The 19129-nt window shown below is 48.2% G+C and carries 17 protein-coding genes and 1 tRNA gene; 10 read left to right on the top strand and 8 right to left on the bottom strand.

Annotation, left to right across the window (positions count from 1 at the left end; all coding sequences use genetic code 11):
- The first annotated feature begins 90 nt into the window (after positions 1–90).
- Together LZ463_RS15075 and LZ463_RS15070 are read left to right on the top strand one after the other, a co-directional pair.
- On the top strand, positions 91–840 hold the full coding sequence (locus LZ463_RS15075; RefSeq protein WP_241456648.1) for a hypothetical protein: 750 nt from the start codon (positions 91–93) through the stop codon (positions 838–840).
- Positions 841–966: 126 nt separating this feature from the next.
- A complete protein-coding gene (locus tag LZ463_RS15070) occupies positions 967–1794 on the top strand; it encodes a hypothetical protein (RefSeq protein ID WP_241456647.1) in 828 nt (275 codons plus the stop codon).
- A gap of 47 nt (positions 1795–1841) precedes the next feature.
- On the opposite strand, the gene LZ463_RS15065 is transcribed toward LZ463_RS15070, so the two are convergent.
- From LZ463_RS15065 to LZ463_RS15055, 3 genes are all read right to left on the bottom strand, one after another.
- The gene (locus LZ463_RS15065) at positions 1842–2564 is read right to left on the bottom strand and encodes a hypothetical protein (protein ID WP_241456646.1); all 723 of its coding nucleotides are present in this window, start codon (positions 2562–2564) and stop codon (positions 1842–1844) included.
- Between the two features lie 21 nt (positions 2565–2585).
- Positions 2586–3518 carry a DUF4747 family protein gene (locus LZ463_RS15060; RefSeq protein ID WP_241456645.1) on the bottom strand — a complete coding sequence of 311 codons (933 nt, stop codon included), beginning with the start codon at positions 3516–3518 and terminating at the stop codon, positions 2586–2588.
- 172 nt (positions 3519–3690) lie between these two features.
- Entirely contained in the window at positions 3691–3927 is a 237-nt protein-coding gene (locus LZ463_RS15055) for a hypothetical protein (RefSeq protein WP_241456644.1), read from the bottom strand.
- A 187-nt stretch (positions 3928–4114) separates the two neighbouring features.
- Here LZ463_RS15055 and LZ463_RS15050 point away from each other — a divergent pair, with 187 nt between their 5' ends.
- The 4 genes from LZ463_RS15050 (at position 4115) to LZ463_RS15035 (ending at position 7342) form a co-directional block, all read left to right on the top strand.
- The gene (locus tag LZ463_RS15050) at positions 4115–4642 is read left to right on the top strand and encodes a hypothetical protein (protein WP_241456643.1); all 528 of its coding nucleotides are present in this window, start codon (positions 4115–4117) and stop codon (positions 4640–4642) included.
- Between the two features lie 578 nt (positions 4643–5220).
- Positions 5221–5862 carry a TetR/AcrR family transcriptional regulator gene (locus LZ463_RS15045; protein ID WP_241456642.1) on the top strand — a complete coding sequence of 214 codons (642 nt, stop codon included), beginning with the start codon at positions 5221–5223 and terminating at the stop codon, positions 5860–5862.
- Positions 5859–6770, top strand: a complete 912-nt coding sequence (locus tag LZ463_RS15040) for an alpha/beta fold hydrolase (protein ID WP_241456641.1) — start codon at positions 5859–5861, stop codon at positions 6768–6770. The genes LZ463_RS15045 and LZ463_RS15040 overlap by 4 nt, the downstream gene beginning before the upstream one ends.
- 56 nt (positions 6771–6826) lie before the next feature.
- Positions 6827–7342, top strand: a complete 516-nt coding sequence (locus tag LZ463_RS15035) for a DUF2867 domain-containing protein (RefSeq protein WP_241456640.1) — start codon at positions 6827–6829, stop codon at positions 7340–7342.
- A 278-nt stretch (positions 7343–7620) separates the two neighbouring features.
- On the opposite strand, the gene LZ463_RS15030 is transcribed toward LZ463_RS15035, so the two are convergent.
- The 3 genes from LZ463_RS15030 to LZ463_RS15020 form a co-directional block, all read right to left on the bottom strand.
- Positions 7621–9105, bottom strand: coding sequence for a glycoside hydrolase family protein (locus LZ463_RS15030; RefSeq protein ID WP_241456639.1), 1485 nt, complete (start codon positions 9103–9105; stop codon positions 7621–7623).
- A 717-nt stretch (positions 9106–9822) separates the two neighbouring features.
- Positions 9823–10542: a foldase protein PrsA gene (locus LZ463_RS15025; protein WP_241456638.1), complete on the bottom strand. Its 720-nt coding sequence runs from the start codon at positions 10540–10542 to the stop codon at positions 9823–9825.
- A gap of 164 nt (positions 10543–10706) precedes the next feature.
- A complete protein-coding gene (locus LZ463_RS15020; protein WP_241456637.1) occupies positions 10707–12332 on the bottom strand; it encodes a ribosomal eL19 family protein in 1626 nt (541 codons plus the stop codon).
- A 494-nt stretch (positions 12333–12826) separates the two neighbouring features.
- Between LZ463_RS15020 and LZ463_RS15015 the strand changes: the two genes are divergently transcribed.
- The 3 genes from LZ463_RS15015 to LZ463_RS15005 all read left to right on the top strand — a co-directional run bounded on the left by LZ463_RS15015 (position 12827) and on the right by LZ463_RS15005 (position 15434).
- Positions 12827–13495 carry a hypothetical protein gene (locus tag LZ463_RS15015; protein WP_241456636.1) on the top strand — a complete coding sequence of 223 codons (669 nt, stop codon included), beginning with the start codon at positions 12827–12829 and terminating at the stop codon, positions 13493–13495.
- A gap of 589 nt (positions 13496–14084) precedes the next feature.
- Positions 14085–14158: transfer RNA gene (locus LZ463_RS15010), tRNA-Gly, on the top strand.
- Between the two features lie 271 nt (positions 14159–14429).
- Positions 14430–15434 carry a LysR family transcriptional regulator gene (locus LZ463_RS15005; RefSeq protein WP_241456635.1) on the top strand — a complete coding sequence of 335 codons (1005 nt, stop codon included), beginning with the start codon at positions 14430–14432 and terminating at the stop codon, positions 15432–15434.
- A gap of 10 nt (positions 15435–15444) precedes the next feature.
- Here LZ463_RS15005 and LZ463_RS15000 read toward each other — a convergent pair whose 3' ends face one another.
- Together LZ463_RS15000 and LZ463_RS14995 are read right to left on the bottom strand one after the other, a co-directional pair.
- Entirely contained in the window at positions 15445–16035 is a 591-nt protein-coding gene (locus tag LZ463_RS15000) for a metal-dependent hydrolase (RefSeq protein ID WP_241456634.1), read from the bottom strand.
- A gap of 201 nt (positions 16036–16236) precedes the next feature.
- On the bottom strand, positions 16237–18633 hold the full coding sequence (locus LZ463_RS14995; RefSeq protein ID WP_241456633.1) for a fused MFS/spermidine synthase: 2397 nt from the start codon (positions 18631–18633) through the stop codon (positions 16237–16239).
- A 9-nt stretch (positions 18634–18642) separates the two neighbouring features.
- On the opposite strand from LZ463_RS14995, the gene LZ463_RS14990 reads away from it, so the two are divergent.
- Entirely contained in the window at positions 18643–19083 is a 441-nt protein-coding gene (locus LZ463_RS14990; RefSeq protein WP_241456632.1) for a hypothetical protein, read from the top strand.
- Positions 19084–19129: the final 46 nt, after the last annotated feature.

Here is a 19129-nt window from a genome sequence, read left to right as displayed (position 1 = left end):
ACACCAACAACCAAATTGCCATAAGAACAATGATTAAATATTCACAAATGGATTTTGCTTTTTCGTCCAACCAGCGAAAGATCGGGAAAAATGAACCACCGTGAACATCTGCGCCCTAACCAGAAATCGAATCTTGCAAAGGATGCCGATAATGAAGATACCATCGCAAACTTTGACTTTTTATCGGCCATTGAGCGATCAGTAAAAATCATCAAAGAGGTGGGCATACTGGCGCTGGCTGCTTACCTCATTTTTACCCTCGCCCCAATCGTTCCCAAATGGGCAAAAAATCTTGCAGACATGTCCGTCACAGAAGTCAACGTCATGGGCATCAGCGCCAAGCTGACAGAAACCCGGGATGAACTGGCCGCCGTCATCAAAAATGCCCCGCCAGAAAAATCAACCGCAGACAGCGCAGTCACCCCAGACAGAAAGATGGTCTTTGACGCCATCCAGTCCATCGACTCCCTCATCGCACAAGCCAGCACAACCAAATCTGCAGCACAGGCCGCCAAACCTGATAACCCCACAGTCAAACCACCAGTCATTCCGGCGACCACACGCTTCTGGGTATTCCTGGGACCGACCAATGGCCAGTCACTCCCGGCAAAAAATTTCAAGACAAACAAAGTCCCGGAAATCGGCCAGACAATTGAAGCAGCCACCGAGGTCTACAAGCGCTCCTCCGCCCCCTTCAAAAACAATCAGGACTGGATTCTGGGTGACCAGACAGGGGTGTTGAAAACGGGGCAGCGTGTTGTCATCCGGCGACTGGAAAATATTGATTCGGCGCAAGCGGGTTTTAAAAATCTGTGGGCGGAGGTGGAGTTGGTGAATTGAAGTCTATCAATAGCATCGATCGAGTCTCTAGCTTGCGGCACATAGTTTTGGTTGAAGTAACTTCTAAATGCCTGCCAGCAAACCAGAAATGGTTAAAATACTAATAATCTTAGGGGAAAAACAACAATGGCCACACTTTTTGCTTGGACTAGACCTGCTTTTTTTGATGGTTTTATCCTAGATCATACTTGGGTCACAGACTATGACAATCGGTTACAGCAATTCGAGAATATCAACGACGTTGTTGTAAATGGTAAAAACTATTGGTATAGCTGGGGCGACTATCATAAACTGGGAGAAACACCGTCATTACCTGATGGTTTCGTTTGTGCCGAACAGGGTTCCATTTCACTAGCAAATTGCCTTTGCTTATCAAATGTCCCTTCGAAAGATAAATTAAAGGCAAGGGGAACTATCTATAATTATGGTGTAGAAGGCGTATGTCATCAACTTTCAAATCAAATTCTTGCTGCTACCAATAGTAAATTACTGGTAGATAAAGTTCGGGGTTACGCCTTATCGTCTTTCTTGTTTGGTGATTATGGCAAAAATCAAGGTGATTTTTGGAAACTCAAGTATGCGGTGTGTAATTCACAACCGGGCAGCTATCGCTCTGACGTAATGAGCTTTAAGGAGGTTCATATGGACCGACATATTGATACATTTGAGGTACGTGCCAGATCAGTTCTCAGTGGCAAAAGCAATCAGCATAAATTGCGTAAATTGCTGGAATTACGGCGCGCTCAACAAAACTATTTTTCTAGCCTCTCTGATAACCTTGATGCCAAAAGAATCGCGCAACCAAGTGCAAGTGAATTAAATGCGAAGTACAACGAATTTTTGTGCGCAGTAGCTGAATTATTGGGGCCTGAAAGTTTCCAAACCCTATTTGATTTTCCACCAGGCACAAAGGTGAAATTAGTCGACGAAGCACAATTTGGAAAAGCTGCCTAATTTTTGGCAGTTTTTTCACAACTTGCCTCAGCGAGTTCTTTTATTACCTATTTATATCTATTCTTAGTATTTTGAGCTTGGTTATTATGTCGGCGGCATCGATGAATCCGATGAGACAGAATTATTCTGTGTTTTTTGGGATTTTCAATATCTGCCTTTTCAAGAAGGGTATTGTCGATCAACAAAAAAAGTAAAGCTATTATTTCCAACACGAGAACAAGTCCATACCATAGGGCAATCCAGGACAATAATTGAGTCCATAAATTATTTGGAAATGCTTGTGATACAACTCCAACTGCAACAATAACAACCATATTACAAAGAGGAAACGCAATATCTGAATTCAGAATCAACACTGACCCATGTTGTCTTTTTCCTTCGCGGCGAGCCTGCTCAAGCTTATGATGAAACTGTCTAACAAAAGAAGCATCGAGTGCAAATAATAGCGCATAAATGCCAATTCCAAGCCCTAGCAAATTAGGAAAAATACTGACAATCATTGCACCTGGCGTTGCACCAATTCCATTCAATTTTTCTATTAATGCCTTACTCTTTGCAAAATACTCCCACAACGAAAAGGCAAAATCTGGCACAGTAATCAAAGTAAGCACAATGGCAGAAAACAAATTCGGAAAAAACGCCTTAACCCAAAGTTTTACTGGAGCAAATTCTTTTCCCGAACGGGCATCACCACCGTAAGAATAACAATTTGCCAACCAAATCAACGTACCTAAAACTGGAATTTTCTTTAGCCAATACAATGGTTTCATAATTAAACCTTTAAGCCTGTGCTAACCTATGCTGTCCGGGTTTTCATCGCCTTGATCTTCCCCTAAATCGCTCTTTGATATATCAATTCCTTCCAAGCGATGAGCAACGCGCGCAAAAAATTCAGTATCAGAAGTATCGTTTGTGCTGTGATGTACTATGAATGTCCGTGGTTGCTCTCTCGAATCATAATTTTGCAGACGCTCCCTTTGCTCATCAGGACCACCATCTTGTACAAAATATGATACCGTAGACCATCCGTGACCCACAACCGAGCGGAGCATTCGTTTTACGAATTCAGGTAAGCGTGGCATTCGACCACTACCAGCAGAAACATCAAGCACAAGCGTTTGCATTTTCGTGTCCCTCATTTCTCCAAGTACGTCAAGTGCATCACCACCGTTAGGTCCATTTAGATGAATTGATACTGTCTTATAGGATACAGCTGTGTTAAAAACATTTTCAAGTTCGTTGGGTTTAGAAATAAGATTTACTGTTAAGTCATACTGATGAAAGTGCTCACTGGCTATTGGTTTAAGTAATTGCTGAAGTGCAGATATAAAGTTCTCTGTCGAAATCTGTAACGCGCTATCAATAGCTAGAAAGTGGCGTCTTGCATCGAATACAAATGGAATATCTTTTCTTGTGACGACTCCACCTTTACCATTTTTCGCTTTGAAAAGCGTTTTTCCAGTTGCAAGATCAGTAACTTTTTCAGTATTTCGATAACGAACAAAATGCCCTGTTACATACCCAGCAGGAAAATTGAATTCAAATGGGCCAATGTAAATATCGCGACTAACTTGATAATGGAAATTTAAATGAGTCTGACTGGACAAGTGTTTTGCATTGAGATCTCGAAGCTCCGAGAAAAGTTTTTTATAACCTCGAATACCAACTTCTTCAGCATCACCCGTTGGCAATAGTTGTATGTTATAGATTTTAAACTTCGCCATGACTGCCTCATTCAGTATTTTGAATTTTCCCAAGTAGCCTCATTAAGATGATATCTTACATATCTCAAAAAAATAATAAATTTGGCAATATTTTTAATATCAAATTATTCTATTGCATGAAAGCCACACTCTCTGTGATTAGAAATTGGAATTTTGCCAGCTCTGCTCAGGTTTAACGCCCACGGCTCAATACACACCACCACCTGCACTGCTCAGTGCTGCCGTTTGCAATTTGCGTTGTCAAGCCATCGTTGGCAGCAACGTAGCCGGTATTGACTGAGGCGGCGTATCCGGTACCAGCGAGGATGTTGAGCGTTTCTGGAAACAGTTCAATCAAGAATATCAAGCGGCCTAGTGGTGGATAGCCCATCGCCAGACCCGTCGAAAAATTGACGTGGTTTTGATGCATGAAGAAAGCTCAAAGGTTTCAGCCCGCGTAGGTGCGATTAGCTTGCGTAATCGCACACATGATATAGCTACAGCTCAGAGTAAGGACTGTCTTCCCCAAATAGAATATCGAATTACCGACACACGGTTCAATACCATCTGCCCTATTAAACATACGTGCGATTACGCTGCGCTAATCGTGCCTACGCGTGCTATCACCACTTTGCACAGATGGCGAATTTTTTTCCAATCAGTATTTAGCATATACACCGCCCCTCAATCCCCATTTAAAAATGTTCACAAAATCCGATTTAGACCAAATTGACATCAACGACTTCGGGCTTCATCGCTACAGGGGCCTCTATTTTGTTACGTATCGTCAAGACGCTTTTAATTCTCCGTCATCAGAAGAAAACATCTATATCTCACGTGCCCCAAAAGAAATTGGTGACAATGGCATTCGCTTTTGGTTAGCTGCGGAAATGTCGAAAAGTGAAAAACTCTATGGGCCTTATTTACAAGAGGCGGAATTCAGGCCGATTTCCGAAGAAAAATTTAACGCACTGGTTGCGGAACAATGCCTCGACCTGATCGTTAAGCCCCAGTTACCCCTAAACAAGTCAGGCCAATTTGTAGGCGCATTGCTCATGTATTCCATGGAAACCGACTTTATCGTCGATCTTTTTGCAGAATATGAAGATGAATACATTCACTTCTACTGGCACACCACCGCTTGATTAACTCCCCGCCCTTCCCCTCTCACAATCATCCCGACAATCCCGGTCGCAAAACAGCAGACCGGGACCAACGACTTCATCACAAAACCTGCCCTGGCCGGCACTGGCATTGCATCACTGGCGTCACCAGATACCCTGATAGAAATTGAAGCAGTCGCCACACTGCACCCGCCCCTGTAATTTATTGACAGACGCAGTATGGCCAAAACGCCTGATGCACTGCATTGGGCGTTTTGCGCCTGTCCGCCCGCCCCACGGCCCCACAGCTCCGGCACAGCCATATTGACATTCCTGCCGATTCGGTAGCATCCAGCCATCAATGCTTTGCTTGAAAACATGACATGCAACACAAGCGCATGCAGCACGCTTGTTTGAATATGCCTACACCTGGGACTTCATCGTCATCAACTACGGCGTAGATTACGAACTGACCAGTCCATTCGGTCTCGTTGCTGAAGACTGGCCGGGCTGGCATTGATCAGTTCGATTATCAAATTTCAGTGCAAATCGACCTGCTTGCATTTTATTATCTTCTTTACTAAAATATGAACAATGTTCAATAATATACACTGTCTTTAATGAGTGATTCTACTGGCAAGACTGGCTTACCTGGGCGGCGTGAGAGAAAACTTGAGCGAACGATGCAACATCTGGCGGATTGTGCCTGGGCCTTATTTGTCGAATATGGTTTCGATGCGGTAACAATGGATGCCATTGCCTCAACAGCCGATGTGGCACGTGGGACCTTGTATAAACACTTCGCAGTCAAAGAAGCATTCATTGCCTATCGGTTCCGGAAAGATCAGCTGACACACGAAAATATGGTCAGAGAAACCGCACTGGCTGCGACCTCAATTGCCGCTGCATTTCACATCGTCTTGCAAATGGAGGCGGCCTATGCGGAACGCATGCGCGACTTTATTGCACCCTATGTTTTCTATCGGCTCAGTTTTGCGAAAGAAAATGCCAATCCATTTGAAAACGACAGCTTTGCCATTCTGGCGCTTGAGTTATTGCAGCGAGGGCAAAGCGATGGTGAGATCACCCAACAGATAGATGCCCGCACACTGGCTGAGAGCCTGATCTTTTTAAGACTAGGCACGATGCTGCGCTGGGTACGTGAACCGGAGAAAAAACTTGGTCACTTAAATGCAGAAATGTTACAGGCATTTTTTCAAGGAGCTGCTTCACGAGCCAACTCCCAAGGAGCGCTACCATGAATTTTATCAAGCAAAAGTGGAAGGCTTTTAAAAAAGGGCTCTTACAAAAAGCACTTAACGCAGAGGCAAAGGCGGCAGGCTTAAATCGCAATCACATCACGCTAACTTGCGGTGAAGTCTCTTACTTTGAAAAAGCAGGGCAAGGACGTACCTTGATTTTGCTGCATGGTGCAGGAGCAGACAAAAATAGCTGGTGCCGTTTTACAAAACATTTATCCAAGAATGATCGTGTCATTATCCCCGATTTACCAGGCCATGGTGACAGCGTACTGAATTTATCGTTAAGCTACACGATTGCACAGCAGGTTCTTTATCTACATGAGTTACTTACCCGACTCAATGCTGGTTCAATACACATTGTGGGCCATTCAATGGGGGCGGCAGTGGCTCTACGCTACGCATACTTGCACCGTAAAGATGTTCAGTCACTTATTTTGCTTGATGCTGCGGGCGTAGAAAAGACGCCAAGCGAAATGCGACAAGAATTAGAACAAACCGGCATTCATCCGATGATGGCGATTGAAAGTTCGGCGGATTATAACAAACTGATTCAGTATGGCATGAACAAGCCGCCTTATATTCCCGATTTCTTTTTGGAACTTCTGGCAACTGACAAGATCAGCCGTCGTGATATCGAACGTAAGGTCTTTAATGACATCATTCGGGACATGGATCAAACCCCCATTTTGCCAACACTGACCCTGCCTGTGTTGATTATCTGGGGCAGGCTGGATCGCGTCCTGCATGTGGATGATGCGGAATTACTGCATGAACTTCTGCCAAATAGTCAAAAGATCGTTCTTGATGATATCGGGCATGTTCCGATGATTGAAGCACCTCAGCTGACCGCAACACTGTGCTTGACATTTATGAGCGGTGAGCGTTGCGCCGACGACCGCACGGCTTGAATTCATACTGTCAGATAATGACAGAAATCGGCACCATACATTTTCGGAGCTTGTTCATGACAAACAAAGTCTTGCCCATTCCCACGCCGACGGCGGCAATTCGGGCGTCAGGATTGTCGCACATTGATTTCGCCGACGGCTATTCCGGCCAGGCAGCACGGACCTACGTCGACGCCGAAGAAGCAGCGCGTGCGGTGTTTGCCGATCAGCCATTCATGGCCAATTGCCTGATGGCCTTGCGCAACATCATCGTTGCACCATTCGGACTCAGGGCCAGTGTTGACTTTAGCGATCGCGGGCTGGGGAAGATTGACGTGTTTCCCATTATTTCAAAAACCGGTACTGAAATCGTCCTTGGCGGCGACGACAAGCATCTGGATTTTCGGATATGGATAAGCATTCAACCGAGCCTGAAGGGATCGGCAGTAACGATCTCAACCCTGGTGAAGATCAACAATCTTTTTGGAAGGTGCTACCTGTTTGCCATCATGCCGTTTCATAAGATTCTGTCTTGTTTGCTGCTACAACGGGCGCTCACACCAGGCAAACAACATGTCGCAGGGAGCAGCTAGCCCGCACAGGTGTGAGGTGCCCCGCGTATCCGCACGCATGATTTTAAAGTGCTTATTGGTACTTTTTTCAGTCTTGGCATACGTGCGATGACGTTGCACCAATCACACTGCGCACAGTAAAAAACGAAGTGCCTGCCATGTGCGCGACGACCAGGGCGGTGTTGCAAATACTCGCGATAGCCCCGGTATCGCTGCGTGTTTATGCAAACCCGGCCTTGCCCTGTCTCGCCGGGCACATGTCCTTCACTTCCGCTTTCACTGTTACAGTCCAGATTGGCTTACTTGACCAGTTCAATGCCGTTTAGCTGGAACACGCGATTTCCATAATTATCAGCACCAAATGTGACCGGATAAATCAGGATTCCGTAGGTGGCCATGCTGGTTGGAAGTGTAATCGTGGCGACTCCGGTTACGTCCGGTTGCTGGGAAAACGTGCCAATTGGCACCCAGCTGGAGTTGTCTGCGGCGGTCAAATAGACATTGTAGCTTGGTGGGAAGCCTTGCATTTTCCCATTAATGTCCCGTGCATACAGACGAATTGCGCGCACGACACTTTGACCTGCAGTCCATGCCGCGACAAATGTATTTGCATTCGTCGCGCCAGGGAATACGGCGGAGCTGTATGAGGAGAGGTAATCCGCATCAATCAGCGCAGAAACGGGCCACAATATGCTGTTCGATTGGGCGCTGGTCAGCGGCGCCGTATCTGCCGCTGGCGAATAAACGATGCCGCCAAAAAGGTCCCATTGGCCCCAGCAATTTCCTGTACACCCGGATTCATACGGCGCTGCATATCCAACCAGCGTGCGGTTACCTATCGTATGGCCCTGGCTATCGCCGCTGACGCCAACGTTACCAGAGTATGCTGGAAAGTTTGCACCACCATAACAATTTGTGTTGCACAGGACGGTTTGCGATGACCAGTCGATCCCATTCACTGACACCTGCTCGACGAGATAGGCATTCGCCTGATGCTTGTTTGGCGTGGAGTACATCACGTAAGTTTTTTGGGCATCGTTATACTTCACATCCACTGATTCAATCGAACCCGTACCTGTGGTGAGCGTCGGCGCAGACCATTGAGTTGGATTACCGCCGATAGCGCTTGTCATGAAAAGATGCATGCATGGTCCTGCACAGGCATCACCTGGCCTGGTGCTGATTCCGGTATCGTCCGAATACCACATCTGGAGCTGATTGTTCACAACAACAACCGTTTGTTCGCCAGCGCCATAAAATGACGAGGAGGTTTGCGCATGATTAGGCGCAATGATGTATTTTGGATTCGCTGGATTCAACGCCCAGTTGCTTCCCCCGGTCCATTTTTCATAAGGCCCGCTGATATTGAGTGAGCGCGCTACGTAAATGACGGTTTGCTGGCTGGCGACGTAGCCTGAATAAAACAAATAATAATATGGCTGCGCGTCGCCAGGTGCCTGATACCTGACAACGGACGGGTCGCATGCCGCTGTGTCACCGGTCGCACCGGTGTTGGCTCCCAGGGCGATAGTCGGCGCGCTCCAGGTATTGCCATCAGATGAACTGACATACCGGACTGCATCCCATGCACCGTTTGAGCCTGTACTGCAATAAAACATGTTGTAACGACCGTTTTCATAGATGATGGACGGGCCATATCCATATGTGTAGCCATTTGTTCTTGAATCGACGAGTTTTCCTGCGAATGCGAATTGATCTGCGTGAGCGAACGACAGTACAAAGTAAGTCATCAACGCCAGAAATTTAAGTAATCCCAATCTCATTTTTTTGACCTCTCTAAATAAAGTAAAACTGCTATTTTTTACCCATTAATTGGTACGTAAAGCTTGATTTGGTTGATTCATATTGCGCACATATTTCATTCGACAGAAGCACAACTCGCCACCATTTACATTGAATCACCGGTCAAATTAAAAAAATCCTGGTGAAGACAGGCAGAGCGTGTTGCCGGTGCCTATTCTACTGGCTTTAAATGCAACAATATCGAAATTACAATGAGCCATCCATCGCGCTGAGCGCAATTACCGTTCAGATTGGGTGATCAATGGTTCTGCTGATGAGCCCGGAAATTAAAAAAGTGTTGAAGGCGCTAGTAAAATTGCGTGTTTGGGAGACTATTAAAATGTCAACCTCAAATACAATATGTTGCAAAAGAATATTTAAAAATAAACTTTTCGCCACGGAAGTCGTTAGAGTTTTGCCAGCTTTGCGCAGGTTTTGCGCCTAAGGCCCCATATACGCCGCTACCTGTACTGCTCGGTGCTGCCGTTCGTTCTTTACGTCGTCAGGCTCCCTTTGGCAGCAATGTAGCAGGTGTTGCCGGTATTGACTGAGCCGGCGCATTTGGTACTGGCGAAGGTGTTGAGCACTTCTGGAAACAGTTCAATCATGAATATCAAGCGGCCTGGTGATGGATAGCCCATCGCCAGACCCGTCGAAAAATTGACATGGTGTTGATGCGTGAAGAAAGCTCAAAGGTTTCAGTTTTTTCGTTGTTGCTGGACCTTCTGCAGATGGTCCGCAAAGCGTTTTGAAATAATCTCTATTTCAAGTTGCGGTCTGACATCTTCAAATTCCTGCGGGGTTGAGGGGCGGGCATTTTCAAAATAGAGCACGTGGAACCCTTCCGGGGCCTGGACAGGTTCACTGCTTTGCTTTGGACGCATTTTTCTTAATACCTCGTTGATCGATGGTGACAGCCAGCTGTCGCTCACCCAACCGATATACCCGCCTGTCCTGGCAGTATCAGTAATGGAATGCCTGGCTGCGACCTCACCAAAACACCGGGTCTTGTGGAATTCCACCGTAGCGGCCTGCGCGTCTTCTTTTGATCTGGTTGTCATGATCGATAATTCATAATCAGTTCCCCGCACACCTTTGACATATTGTTGATAGGCGTTTTTGAGTGAGGCATCATCAGCCTTATTGTGTTCAAAAAACTGGTCTATGTATGCCCGGACAAGGGTATCTGTAGCTCTTGACTCGATCAATTGATGCAATTTTTCATTTATCGATAAATTCCCTTGCTGAATGGACCAAAGAATATCATCGCGCTGCTGAAAAAATTGGGTGACCTCCTTACGCAAATCCTGGTCTACAACAACTTCTTTCTCCAGTTCTTTGATTCTGTTGTTGATCGCATTTTTTACTGGGGAAGAGATATTTTTTGTCCCCATCAAATCCATTTGAATTTTATTCATGAAATGTCTCTTGTAAAATTGTTGGAACAGACGCTCAATTCCTTGCTCAAAAAAAAGCGCTCATCAAAGCTGGCAATCAGAGTGATTCATCTTCTCTGATCAGACAACTTCCGTTTTCGTTAAAAAATGATAGAAGACGCGGAGCATATGCTGCTTGCGGCTTGTTACTCAGACGATGCTGCTCGATGCACAGGCGACGTTACCTGATGCGCAGGTGATGTTGCTTGCTGTTCAGATGATGTGGCCAGATGAGCAGGCGATGCTGATTGATGTTCCGACGGCATTGCTTGCTGCTCTGAAGATGTCGCTTGCGGCTCGGATGATGTAGCCAGATGCTCAGGCGATGCAGGCTGATGCTGCAACGGTGTTGCTTGCTGCTCAGAAGATGTCGCCTCCTGCTCGGATGACGTAGCCAGATGAGCGGGCGATGCAGGCTGATGCTGCAACGGTGTTGCTTGCTGCCCAGAAGATGTCGCCTGCGGCTCGGATGACGTAGCCAGATGCGCAGACGATGGAGGCTGATGCTCCAACGGCGTGGCTTGCTGCTCAGAAGATGTCGCTTGCGCCTCCGACGATATTACCTGGTTCTCAGACACTGCTTCCGATGCAGAAGACGTCCTCCTCTCTGCAGGATAAACATCAGGGATACTGTTACTGTCGTTCCCCGTTGGCGCGGCATTGTCATCTACCACTCCCTGGGACGATCGTGGGGTCGCCATTTCGATATACTCCCCGTTTTCGAGATCAACAGAGGAATCGGGATTCTGCTCCTCCGTCCCTTCCGCGGGGGCAGCATCTTCGGCATTGACTTTCCGCATATGTGAGCCAACAAAGGCTGAATACCCAACACCTAATACCCCTGCTACTATGGCGTTAGATGCCCACGTGGCCCCGGTTTCAGAAAAGTGTTTCCACGTATCATCGGGAGGAGCATAAGCAGCGTTAAATGCTGAACTGAACAGTGCCGAGCGACCTGCAGCAGATGTCAATGCAGTGTTAACCACTTCTTCGTAGCTCACCGGCTTAGGACGATCAAATGTCAAATCCAGCGATCCATTATCTCCGCCTGAAGAAAACCAGTGTTGCGATTGCTGATAAAACAGCTCATCAACCGTTTCTCCGGCAAAATTCAGCAAGGAGCGCGCCACTACATTTGCCCCGGTTTCTTTCAAATCATCTGTCAATGCACTCGTCCATGTATCCATCCCCACCCCCACCAATAACTGATTAGCCGCATAGGCAAGCGATGATGAGGAATACGTTCCACAACGTTGCGAAGACTCTGGAGCATTATTATCTTTCAGCCTCACAAAATATTGGACACCATCGCGTAATGCGACATAAATATTTGCAGACAGAATAGCCGGCGCTACGGCCAGCAATCTTCCCGGAACAGCCGCGGCAGCACTGACGCATCCCCCAGTCAAGGCAATGAGCCCTATCCGCGACAACACGGTTTCGCGTGTTTGCGTCCCGTTGAAATATTCCTTCCCCAGTCCGGCCAGTTGTAATGCGACTGGTAACAACCCTATTCCCAAACTGAGTCCTGTCATCAGTTCGGGATGCGTTTCTGCCATGGTCTTGAAAACTGTCCGACGCAATCCCTCTCTGGCAGCAGTTGGCAGCAGAACAGAGACCGTGTTTCGCAACATGACCACACCCGTATTTTTTGCCCATCGCTTCGAGTCATCGTAATAGCTCGATGCGTTTGCACGGCTATTTCTTTGACTATGTACTTCACCCATATCTAGCTGAAAAGAATGACGACTTGTTTCCAATGAGGCTTGCATAATGCGCGACCTTTCACGGCAAAAAAACAACCATCAAATAATGACATGCCATACATGACGGTTAAGAGTGGATATCAGATAGGTTTTCTGTATCATGAGTGAGCTGCTGAGAACAATGGTTCCAAAATACAGTAGAAATTTTTTGCTTCTTTACATCGCGTGATGTGCATAATGTCAGTCCACTAGTTGGCATTGCCCCCTGCTGTGAGCTGGGGCCTGAGGCCACCACGACGTTCAAGCTCCGGCACCCACTAGAGCAATATCAACGAGCTAAACGGATATTCACGGGAATTGGTCGCCTTCTCAAAATCTGCTGACGATCTGCTATGGCGAGCGTGCGTTGGTCGAAAGTGGTTATCAGTATTTTCCAGTCTCGGTATGCTTGCGATTACGTTACACTAATCGTATCTACGCAGGCAGCGGTGAATACAACCTTAGATAGAAATTCAAATGGAAGCAAAATATGCGTTTTACAATAATAAAGGCTCACCGTTATGTTAAAAATTTTCACACTGCTAGTCATGGGTGCTGTTTTTATGGGGCAGGGATTTGCATCCGACCAGAAGCAAATCCCTGTAAAAATGAAGAAACAAAGCAGCCCCAAAATATCTGTGATTCAATCTCAATTTGATGCCTTAGTGATTCGCGTTGCCAAGGCGGGCATTACCGACGTCAAACAACTTGAACACATTCTGAATATTGAGTTGGTACCCGGTTCCAAGAGTGGGGAGCCAGACGCTGAGCTATATCTACGAGAAAAAAAAATACCGAAGGGAAGCAGCATTGTGGCAATTGCCTATGCTCGCCAGTTTGATCCAAGTGATAGCCGTGAGGAAACAGCATTAGTGAGCGCGAATTTGACGATTTATTACGATCCCGCTATGCAACTGAGTGCTAAAAATATTACCGATGAGTATGAAAACCCCGTTTACATATTGAACCCTGGTTATAAGAGTTTGGGGTATTTTTATTTGAATGACACTAACGTATACCTCTCATACAATCCGGTATCTGATTTTCATGCTGCCGATGATAGCAATAATCCGGCGGTAAGCGAAGTCGTCTTTACCTGGGATCGTGAGCACATTAAACCAAAATTTTCTGTCCTATATAAGAAGGATAAGAAGGAAGTAAAACAAGATAATTCCGGTAGATCGCCATAAAAATTTATACTGACTCAATAAAATGAATGGCTCAGGACGATTTTTTTGCTCGCAAGTTAAATTAATCAGTGCTTTTTAATAGTGTAGATAAATGGAATGAACTTTTTTGAATTTATGAATGATCTTTTCCTACTTGTGTGGATGGTATCGCCAATCTATTTTTTAATCAGACTGGATGTGGCCAATAAAAAAATGAAAGTCCTGCTCTCGGCAGTAAGTTGGTCAAAGTTGAATTCGTTGCAAATGATCGAAATGGAGACTGTGCGGTTTTTGTGTGGCAGAGGCCCATCCAAGATATGGTTTCGGGCTGAAGACGACTCAAGGAGGAAATTTGAAATTTGCCTGGAACATAGTTGGATACCTTCCTTGCCTTTTAAGAAATATGAATACAAAACAGAACTCAAGTCTAAGACACCATTGTAATCTTGACCAACATCGCCTTTAAATTCATTTTCTCCTGTCATTCATTGCCTACAACTATTGCCTTATCCTATCCGGTCAGAAATAAGCCCGTTCTACCAGTGCCAGCACCTCGTCAAAAACAAGCAAATTGCCAAAACAGCAAAAACCCGCGTAGAATGTAGCTTATGCGGGTGTAGTTTAATGGTAGAACGGCAGCTTCCCAAGCTTCATACGAGGGTTCGATTCCCTTCACCCGCTCCAGTGAACAATGCCTTTGATGGCTTGCGCACGGGCAAAAATTGATGCGGCTCTTATGTATCCGCGCTGTCTGTCAGCAGCTTTTGCGACACATGGTTTGGTTTGTCTGTGCAAGTGTTTTGTTTCCCCAAACGGGAATAGTCCGCTCAGGATGGATTGACAGGTTGTGGCCTTTGCCATGCATTGTCCAGGGACAGTTTGCCGGTATCGGTCCGTTGGATTCTGGCGGAGCAGGAATGGACGGTCGTCAGACCGGCAACAGTAAAGACCTGAAATGGATAGATTGCAGTCAATGCGGATTTTTGCCAAGGTTGTCGAGCTGGGCAATTTTGCCAGGGCAGCGCAGGCTTTGAGTATGTCGAAGGCGGTAGTGACGCGCTATCTGGCGGACCTGGAAAATCATCTGGGCACGCGGTTGCTCAACCGTTCTACCCGCAAACTGTCGCTGACCGAGACGGGCCAGGTGTACATAGATCGTGTGCGCACCATACTCAGCGATATTGATGATGCTGATGCAATTGCCTCGTACGCGGCCAAAAAGCCCAGCGGCACCCTGCGTATTTATTCTGTGCCACAGTTTGGCAAGGCGCAGCTGGGGCCGCTGTTGCCGGAATTTGCGCGTCATTATCCCGATGTCGTGCTTGATGTAAAAATCACTGACCGTCATGTTGATCTGGTTGAAGAAGCCATCGATGTGGGCTTTTACCTGGATGTGCAGAAAGTCGATGGGGACATGGTGTCGCGCAAGCTGGCCACGTCTGAAATCTTGCTCTGCGCTTCGCCAGACTACCTGGCAAAACATGGCACGCCTGCTACGCCTGAAGAAATCTCCCAGCATCTTTGCCTCAACCCCAGCTATGATTTTTTGCGCGATAACTGGATGGCTTTTGACAAACGTATCGGGCGTGACTCTTACCGCAGCATCCCCATCCAGAGCCAGGTTATCAGCAATAATGCCGATATGCTGCGAGCCTGCGCGCTGGCCGGTATGGGTCTGGTCTTGCGGCCGTCTTTTCAGGTGGGTGATGATCTGGCCATGGGGCGCATGGTCAGGCTATTCCCTGAGCATTGCTTTGGTGCGCTCTCTGTCTCGATGGTGTACCCAAGCCGCCGCCAGTTGTCAGCCAAGGTCAGGCGCTTTGTCGATTTTATTGCCAGCAAGTTTCCTCATCCGGAAGAAGACGTATGGATGCGCCATTGCATCCACCGCGTCTGCGAAGAAAAACTCAGGGCGCTGGGCATCAGCCATCCGGCCAGGATGCGTATCGTCGGAGCATGATTTGATGTCATCAAACCTGCAGGTAAGTACCATAGAAAATACAGCCCGCCCACAAGGGCAGCACCAGCAAAATTTCAGGCAGGTGTTTGCGGCGTAACCGCCTGTATGTGCCAAGCAGTACCGCAGCCAATACTGGCAGCAGGATGCAGGACTCGACGATCAGGTTGCGCCAGAATTCATAGCTGAGCAGGCCGGTATGTGCAGCACCCGGCAGCATTGCCAGGGGCAGCGCCAGTTCGGTATTGGCAAAGGGCCAGAGCAAGGGCAGTGAGCGCCCTACCAGCAAATCCAGCAGCAGGTGTGAGCAACTGGCCAGCAGCAGCGATACCAGGCTCAGCGGCAGCATATCTGGTCGGCGCCACGTACGGATCAATAGCCAGACCATGGCGCTGATCATCAGGCAAAAGAATAGCGAATGGGTGAATCGCAGTGCAAAACGTACATGCAGGAGCCAGATCGCAAAATAATCAAAGTCGGGCATGATGGCCAGCAGGATCAATACAGCCAATCCAACATGACCCCGCCATGGTCTGCCACTAACGCGAGCACTGCGAAAATACACTGTCATGCCAACGGCGACATGGGCGACAAGTGAGGACATGGGGAAGCAGGATCAGGAATGAAGATGCGGCAGTCTAGCAAGCGACTGTGAAGTCTGTATGCGGTGTGTGTGAAGTACCGTATTGCCGTGGATTCTGCAGGCGTGTCAGCAAATGCGGTGCTGCCGCTTAATCATTCCGTATCAACTGGTCATAGGAGCGGCAGGTAAAGTTTCCAGACAGCGGCCATACGATACAGGTCACTACAGGCTGGCGAACTTCTTGAGGTAATCAAGATTATCCCTGAATTCTGCATCATGCAGTGCATTGCCCTTGGGGGTGCTGTATTCAAGCAGCAGGTTGTTATCGTCGGACAGCGCCGTCGCATGGCTTGCCAACATGCGCCTGACCTGGTCTGGCTGCAATATCAGGGATTCTTTGATGGTGTCGACGCCTTTGGGATAAAGGTCGATATAGGGCTTCATGATTTTGTTGTCGGCCATGCTGATCAGCCTGGCGTTCTTGTCGTCCGAAGGGAAGGCATGGTCGCTATTGCTGGCAATAATGGCGCCCTGCGAACCGACGACATACACCCACACATGACGGAACGAGGCAGCGGCACTGGACAATATCACATGGATATTGGCTTTGCTCATGTGATTCAGCTGGAACCATTGCTTGAGCACACCGTCGTCTTTGAGCCTGCTGGCGGCCAGTTGATAAAACTCGCGGTTATACAGCGATGCGGCACCGGCGAACCAGATGGACGTCACCTGTATGGAAATCAGGTCATAACGATTTTTTGTCAGTGACAGGTAGTTGCGGCCGTCAGTGTAATAGAAGGCGACGCCGGGCGCTTTGCCGACGTTCTGGTTGACATCGGCAAAATTGCGGTTGGCTATGTCGACCACATCCTTGCTGAGGTCGACGACGTCCAGGTTCTTGAAGCCGGATTCATGCACGACCATGGAAGTGACACCAGTCCCATAGCCTATCACCAGCGCCCTGTCATAGTTGGACAGGTGGCGCATCGGCGCCAGGCCATAGCCAAGTTGCGGCCCCATTTCGCTGTGGTCGCTCATGATGTTATTACCCTGGAACTTGCCGTTGGTAGTCAGGGTTTTATGGTCGGTATTGGTTTTTTCATCATGGTGCGTCATGACGGCAGTGATGCCGCCATCGGCACTTTCTGCATGATCAGTAACATCCCAGCCCAGGTAGTAAGGCAGGTGGAAATACACATTGGTGCCGGTCGCTATCAATTTAAGATCAAGCTGCTTGGGTGCGATCAGTAAAAAAACCAGGGAAATCGCTGATGCGCCATAGCGCTGTATCATGGACCAGCCTGGCATCATGCTGGCGCCCGTAGCCAGCAAAAGAACAAAGACGATGGCGGCACAAACCAGGGCAATCTGGAAACCACCGATGACAGGCAGGAGAATGAAGCCGGCCAGCAGCACACCGACGATATTACCCAGGGTATTGATAGCCGAAGGGAAACCGATGTCATCATGCCTGCCCCCCGATGCCGCGGCCATGCTGACCGGATACAGGGCGCCAATGGCAAAAGCAGGTGGAATGATGATGACAGCAGCAGGAATGGCACGCAGCAGCTCACGCAGCCAGAACGAATGGGCGACATGCATTTGCGCCAGCATGATGAAGTAGACAGAAGCCGCCGTCCATAAAAAGGTGGAACCCAGGATGCAGAACATCAGCAGCGACAGGCCATCGCGTATGCGTTGATGATGAGTGGCATGGACATGCTTTTCTGCCTGGCGTCCGGCAAAGCGGCCACCCAGTGCCAGGCCGCCGAGAAAGCAGGACAGCATCAGCGAAAAAGCATAGGCGCTATTGCCTATCACTACAGCCAGCATATGGATGGTCGACACTTCCATCATCAGGGTAATCGCACCGACAGCAAACAGGACCAGCAAACCCAGGCGGCGGGCACTGTCATCGTCTGCCTTGTTTGCCACAACTGCTTCATTTGCAACAGTGGCAACAGTGGCAACAGGGGCAACAGCGGTATCAAGGCTGTCGACCTCATCTTTGCCGGCAATATAAAAAGCCACCATGGCAACCAGCACATCGAGCGCAGTCGACAGCCACAAGGTGCCGTTCATGCCTATGGCCGGTATCAATACATAACCTGCCAGCAAGGCGCCGACCGCAGCACCAAAGGTATTGGAAGAATAAAAACCGGCAATGGAACCCAGGCAGGAGCGCAAATTACTGGCCGCGCGCACCAGCAGCGGAAAAGTCAGGCCCATCAATATGGTAGGCACCGCCAGCACCAGGGAGCCCAGCAATATCTGGTATAGCACCAGCCTTGACGAGTCAGGGCGAATACCGTCTGCTGCCACCAGATAGGCATCATGTGCCAGCGAAAAAATGCCGGGTGTGAACAGGCAGTACAGGGCCACGATCAATTCGGCAATGGCATACAGGTGCACCGGCCTCGTTGTGCTTCTGGCGATGCGCGCACCGATGGCGGCCCCCAGGGCCATGCCGCCCATATAAATGGCCAGCACGGTATAAGTGGCACTGGACTGGCTGCCAAATACCAGGGCCAGCTTTTTGGCGAAATAGATCTGGTAAGCCAGGGCGGCAAAACCCGAGCAAAAAAATACGCCAAACAAGACATTGAGTTTTTTCATGAGCTGCTTTTGTACATGACACCAGGGGATAACGGGCACACCGTATGCAAACCGATCAGCCTTGGCAGCAAGACAAACAGGAGCAGCGGGAAGACGCCAGAGCACCCGGATGCTGCACCAACAACAATTATGTGTCAACTCGGTAGTGAATTTACACGCTTGATGGCAACATTTGCTTACACTTACCTGCTATTTGCTTGCCACTGGTGCAGCAAGCTGCTTTCAACGGGCCAGGCATACCGGACCGGCAGCTGTATCGTCAGTCACGAAGATCGCCGTGCACAGGGTTTTCGCTCTCAAATGGAGGATATTTCTGATCACCCTCAGAGCCTTGAAATCGGCACTCCTGCGCAGGCTGGAGTTCAGTGGCTTTCGTTGCTCGGTACGGAACACATTCTTGGGTGTGCAGGTAAAACCCTGGATTGTGAAATCAAGGGGCTTTTGCTGTAACTTCTCGCAGCGCTAAAGCACTTCCGGTCACGCCATCATGTTATCG

The sequence above is a fragment of the Undibacterium paludis genome, from assembly GCF_022568815.1.
In the GTDB taxonomy this organism is placed as follows: domain Bacteria; phylum Pseudomonadota; class Gammaproteobacteria; order Burkholderiales; family Burkholderiaceae_D; genus Undibacterium.
Note: the sequence above shows the minus strand (reverse complement) of the source record. Positions and strands in the feature narration are given on the sequence as shown.

Coding starts and splice junctions, on each gene's coding strand:
- LZ463_RS14995 (WP_241456633.1), bottom strand. CDS start 18,633: ATGAAAAAACTCAATGTCTTGTTTGGCGTATTTTTTTGCTCGGGTTTT.
- LZ463_RS15000 (WP_241456634.1), bottom strand. CDS start 16,035: ATGTCCTCACTTGTCGCCCATGTCGCCGTTGGCATGACAGTGTATTTT.
- LZ463_RS15045 (WP_241456642.1), top strand. CDS start 5,221: ATGAGTGATTCTACTGGCAAGACTGGCTTACCTGGGCGGCGTGAGAGA.
- LZ463_RS15065 (WP_241456646.1), bottom strand. CDS start 2,564: ATGAAACCATTGTATTGGCTAAAGAAAATTCCAGTTTTAGGTACGTTG.
- LZ463_RS15035 (WP_241456640.1), top strand. CDS start 6,827: ATGACAAACAAAGTCTTGCCCATTCCCACGCCGACGGCGGCAATTCGG.
- LZ463_RS15040 (WP_241456641.1), top strand. CDS start 5,859: ATGAATTTTATCAAGCAAAAGTGGAAGGCTTTTAAAAAAGGGCTCTTA.
- LZ463_RS15020 (WP_241456637.1), bottom strand. CDS start 12,332: ATGCAAGCCTCATTGGAAACAAGTCGTCATTCTTTTCAGCTAGATATG.
- LZ463_RS15025 (WP_241456638.1), bottom strand. CDS start 10,542: ATGAATAAAATTCAAATGGATTTGATGGGGACAAAAAATATCTCTTCC.
- LZ463_RS15015 (WP_241456636.1), top strand. CDS start 12,827: ATGTTAAAAATTTTCACACTGCTAGTCATGGGTGCTGTTTTTATGGGG.
- LZ463_RS15055 (WP_241456644.1), bottom strand. CDS start 3,927: ATGCATCAAAACCACGTCAATTTTTCGACGGGTCTGGCGATGGGCTAT.
- LZ463_RS15070 (WP_241456647.1), top strand. CDS start 967: ATGGCCACACTTTTTGCTTGGACTAGACCTGCTTTTTTTGATGGTTTT.
- LZ463_RS15060 (WP_241456645.1), bottom strand. CDS start 3,518: ATGGCGAAGTTTAAAATCTATAACATACAACTATTGCCAACGGGTGAT.
- LZ463_RS15030 (WP_241456639.1), bottom strand. CDS start 9,105: ATGAGATTGGGATTACTTAAATTTCTGGCGTTGATGACTTACTTTGTA.
- LZ463_RS15005 (WP_241456635.1), top strand. CDS start 14,430: ATGGATAGATTGCAGTCAATGCGGATTTTTGCCAAGGTTGTCGAGCTG.
- LZ463_RS15075 (WP_241456648.1), top strand. CDS start 91: ATGAACCACCGTGAACATCTGCGCCCTAACCAGAAATCGAATCTTGCA.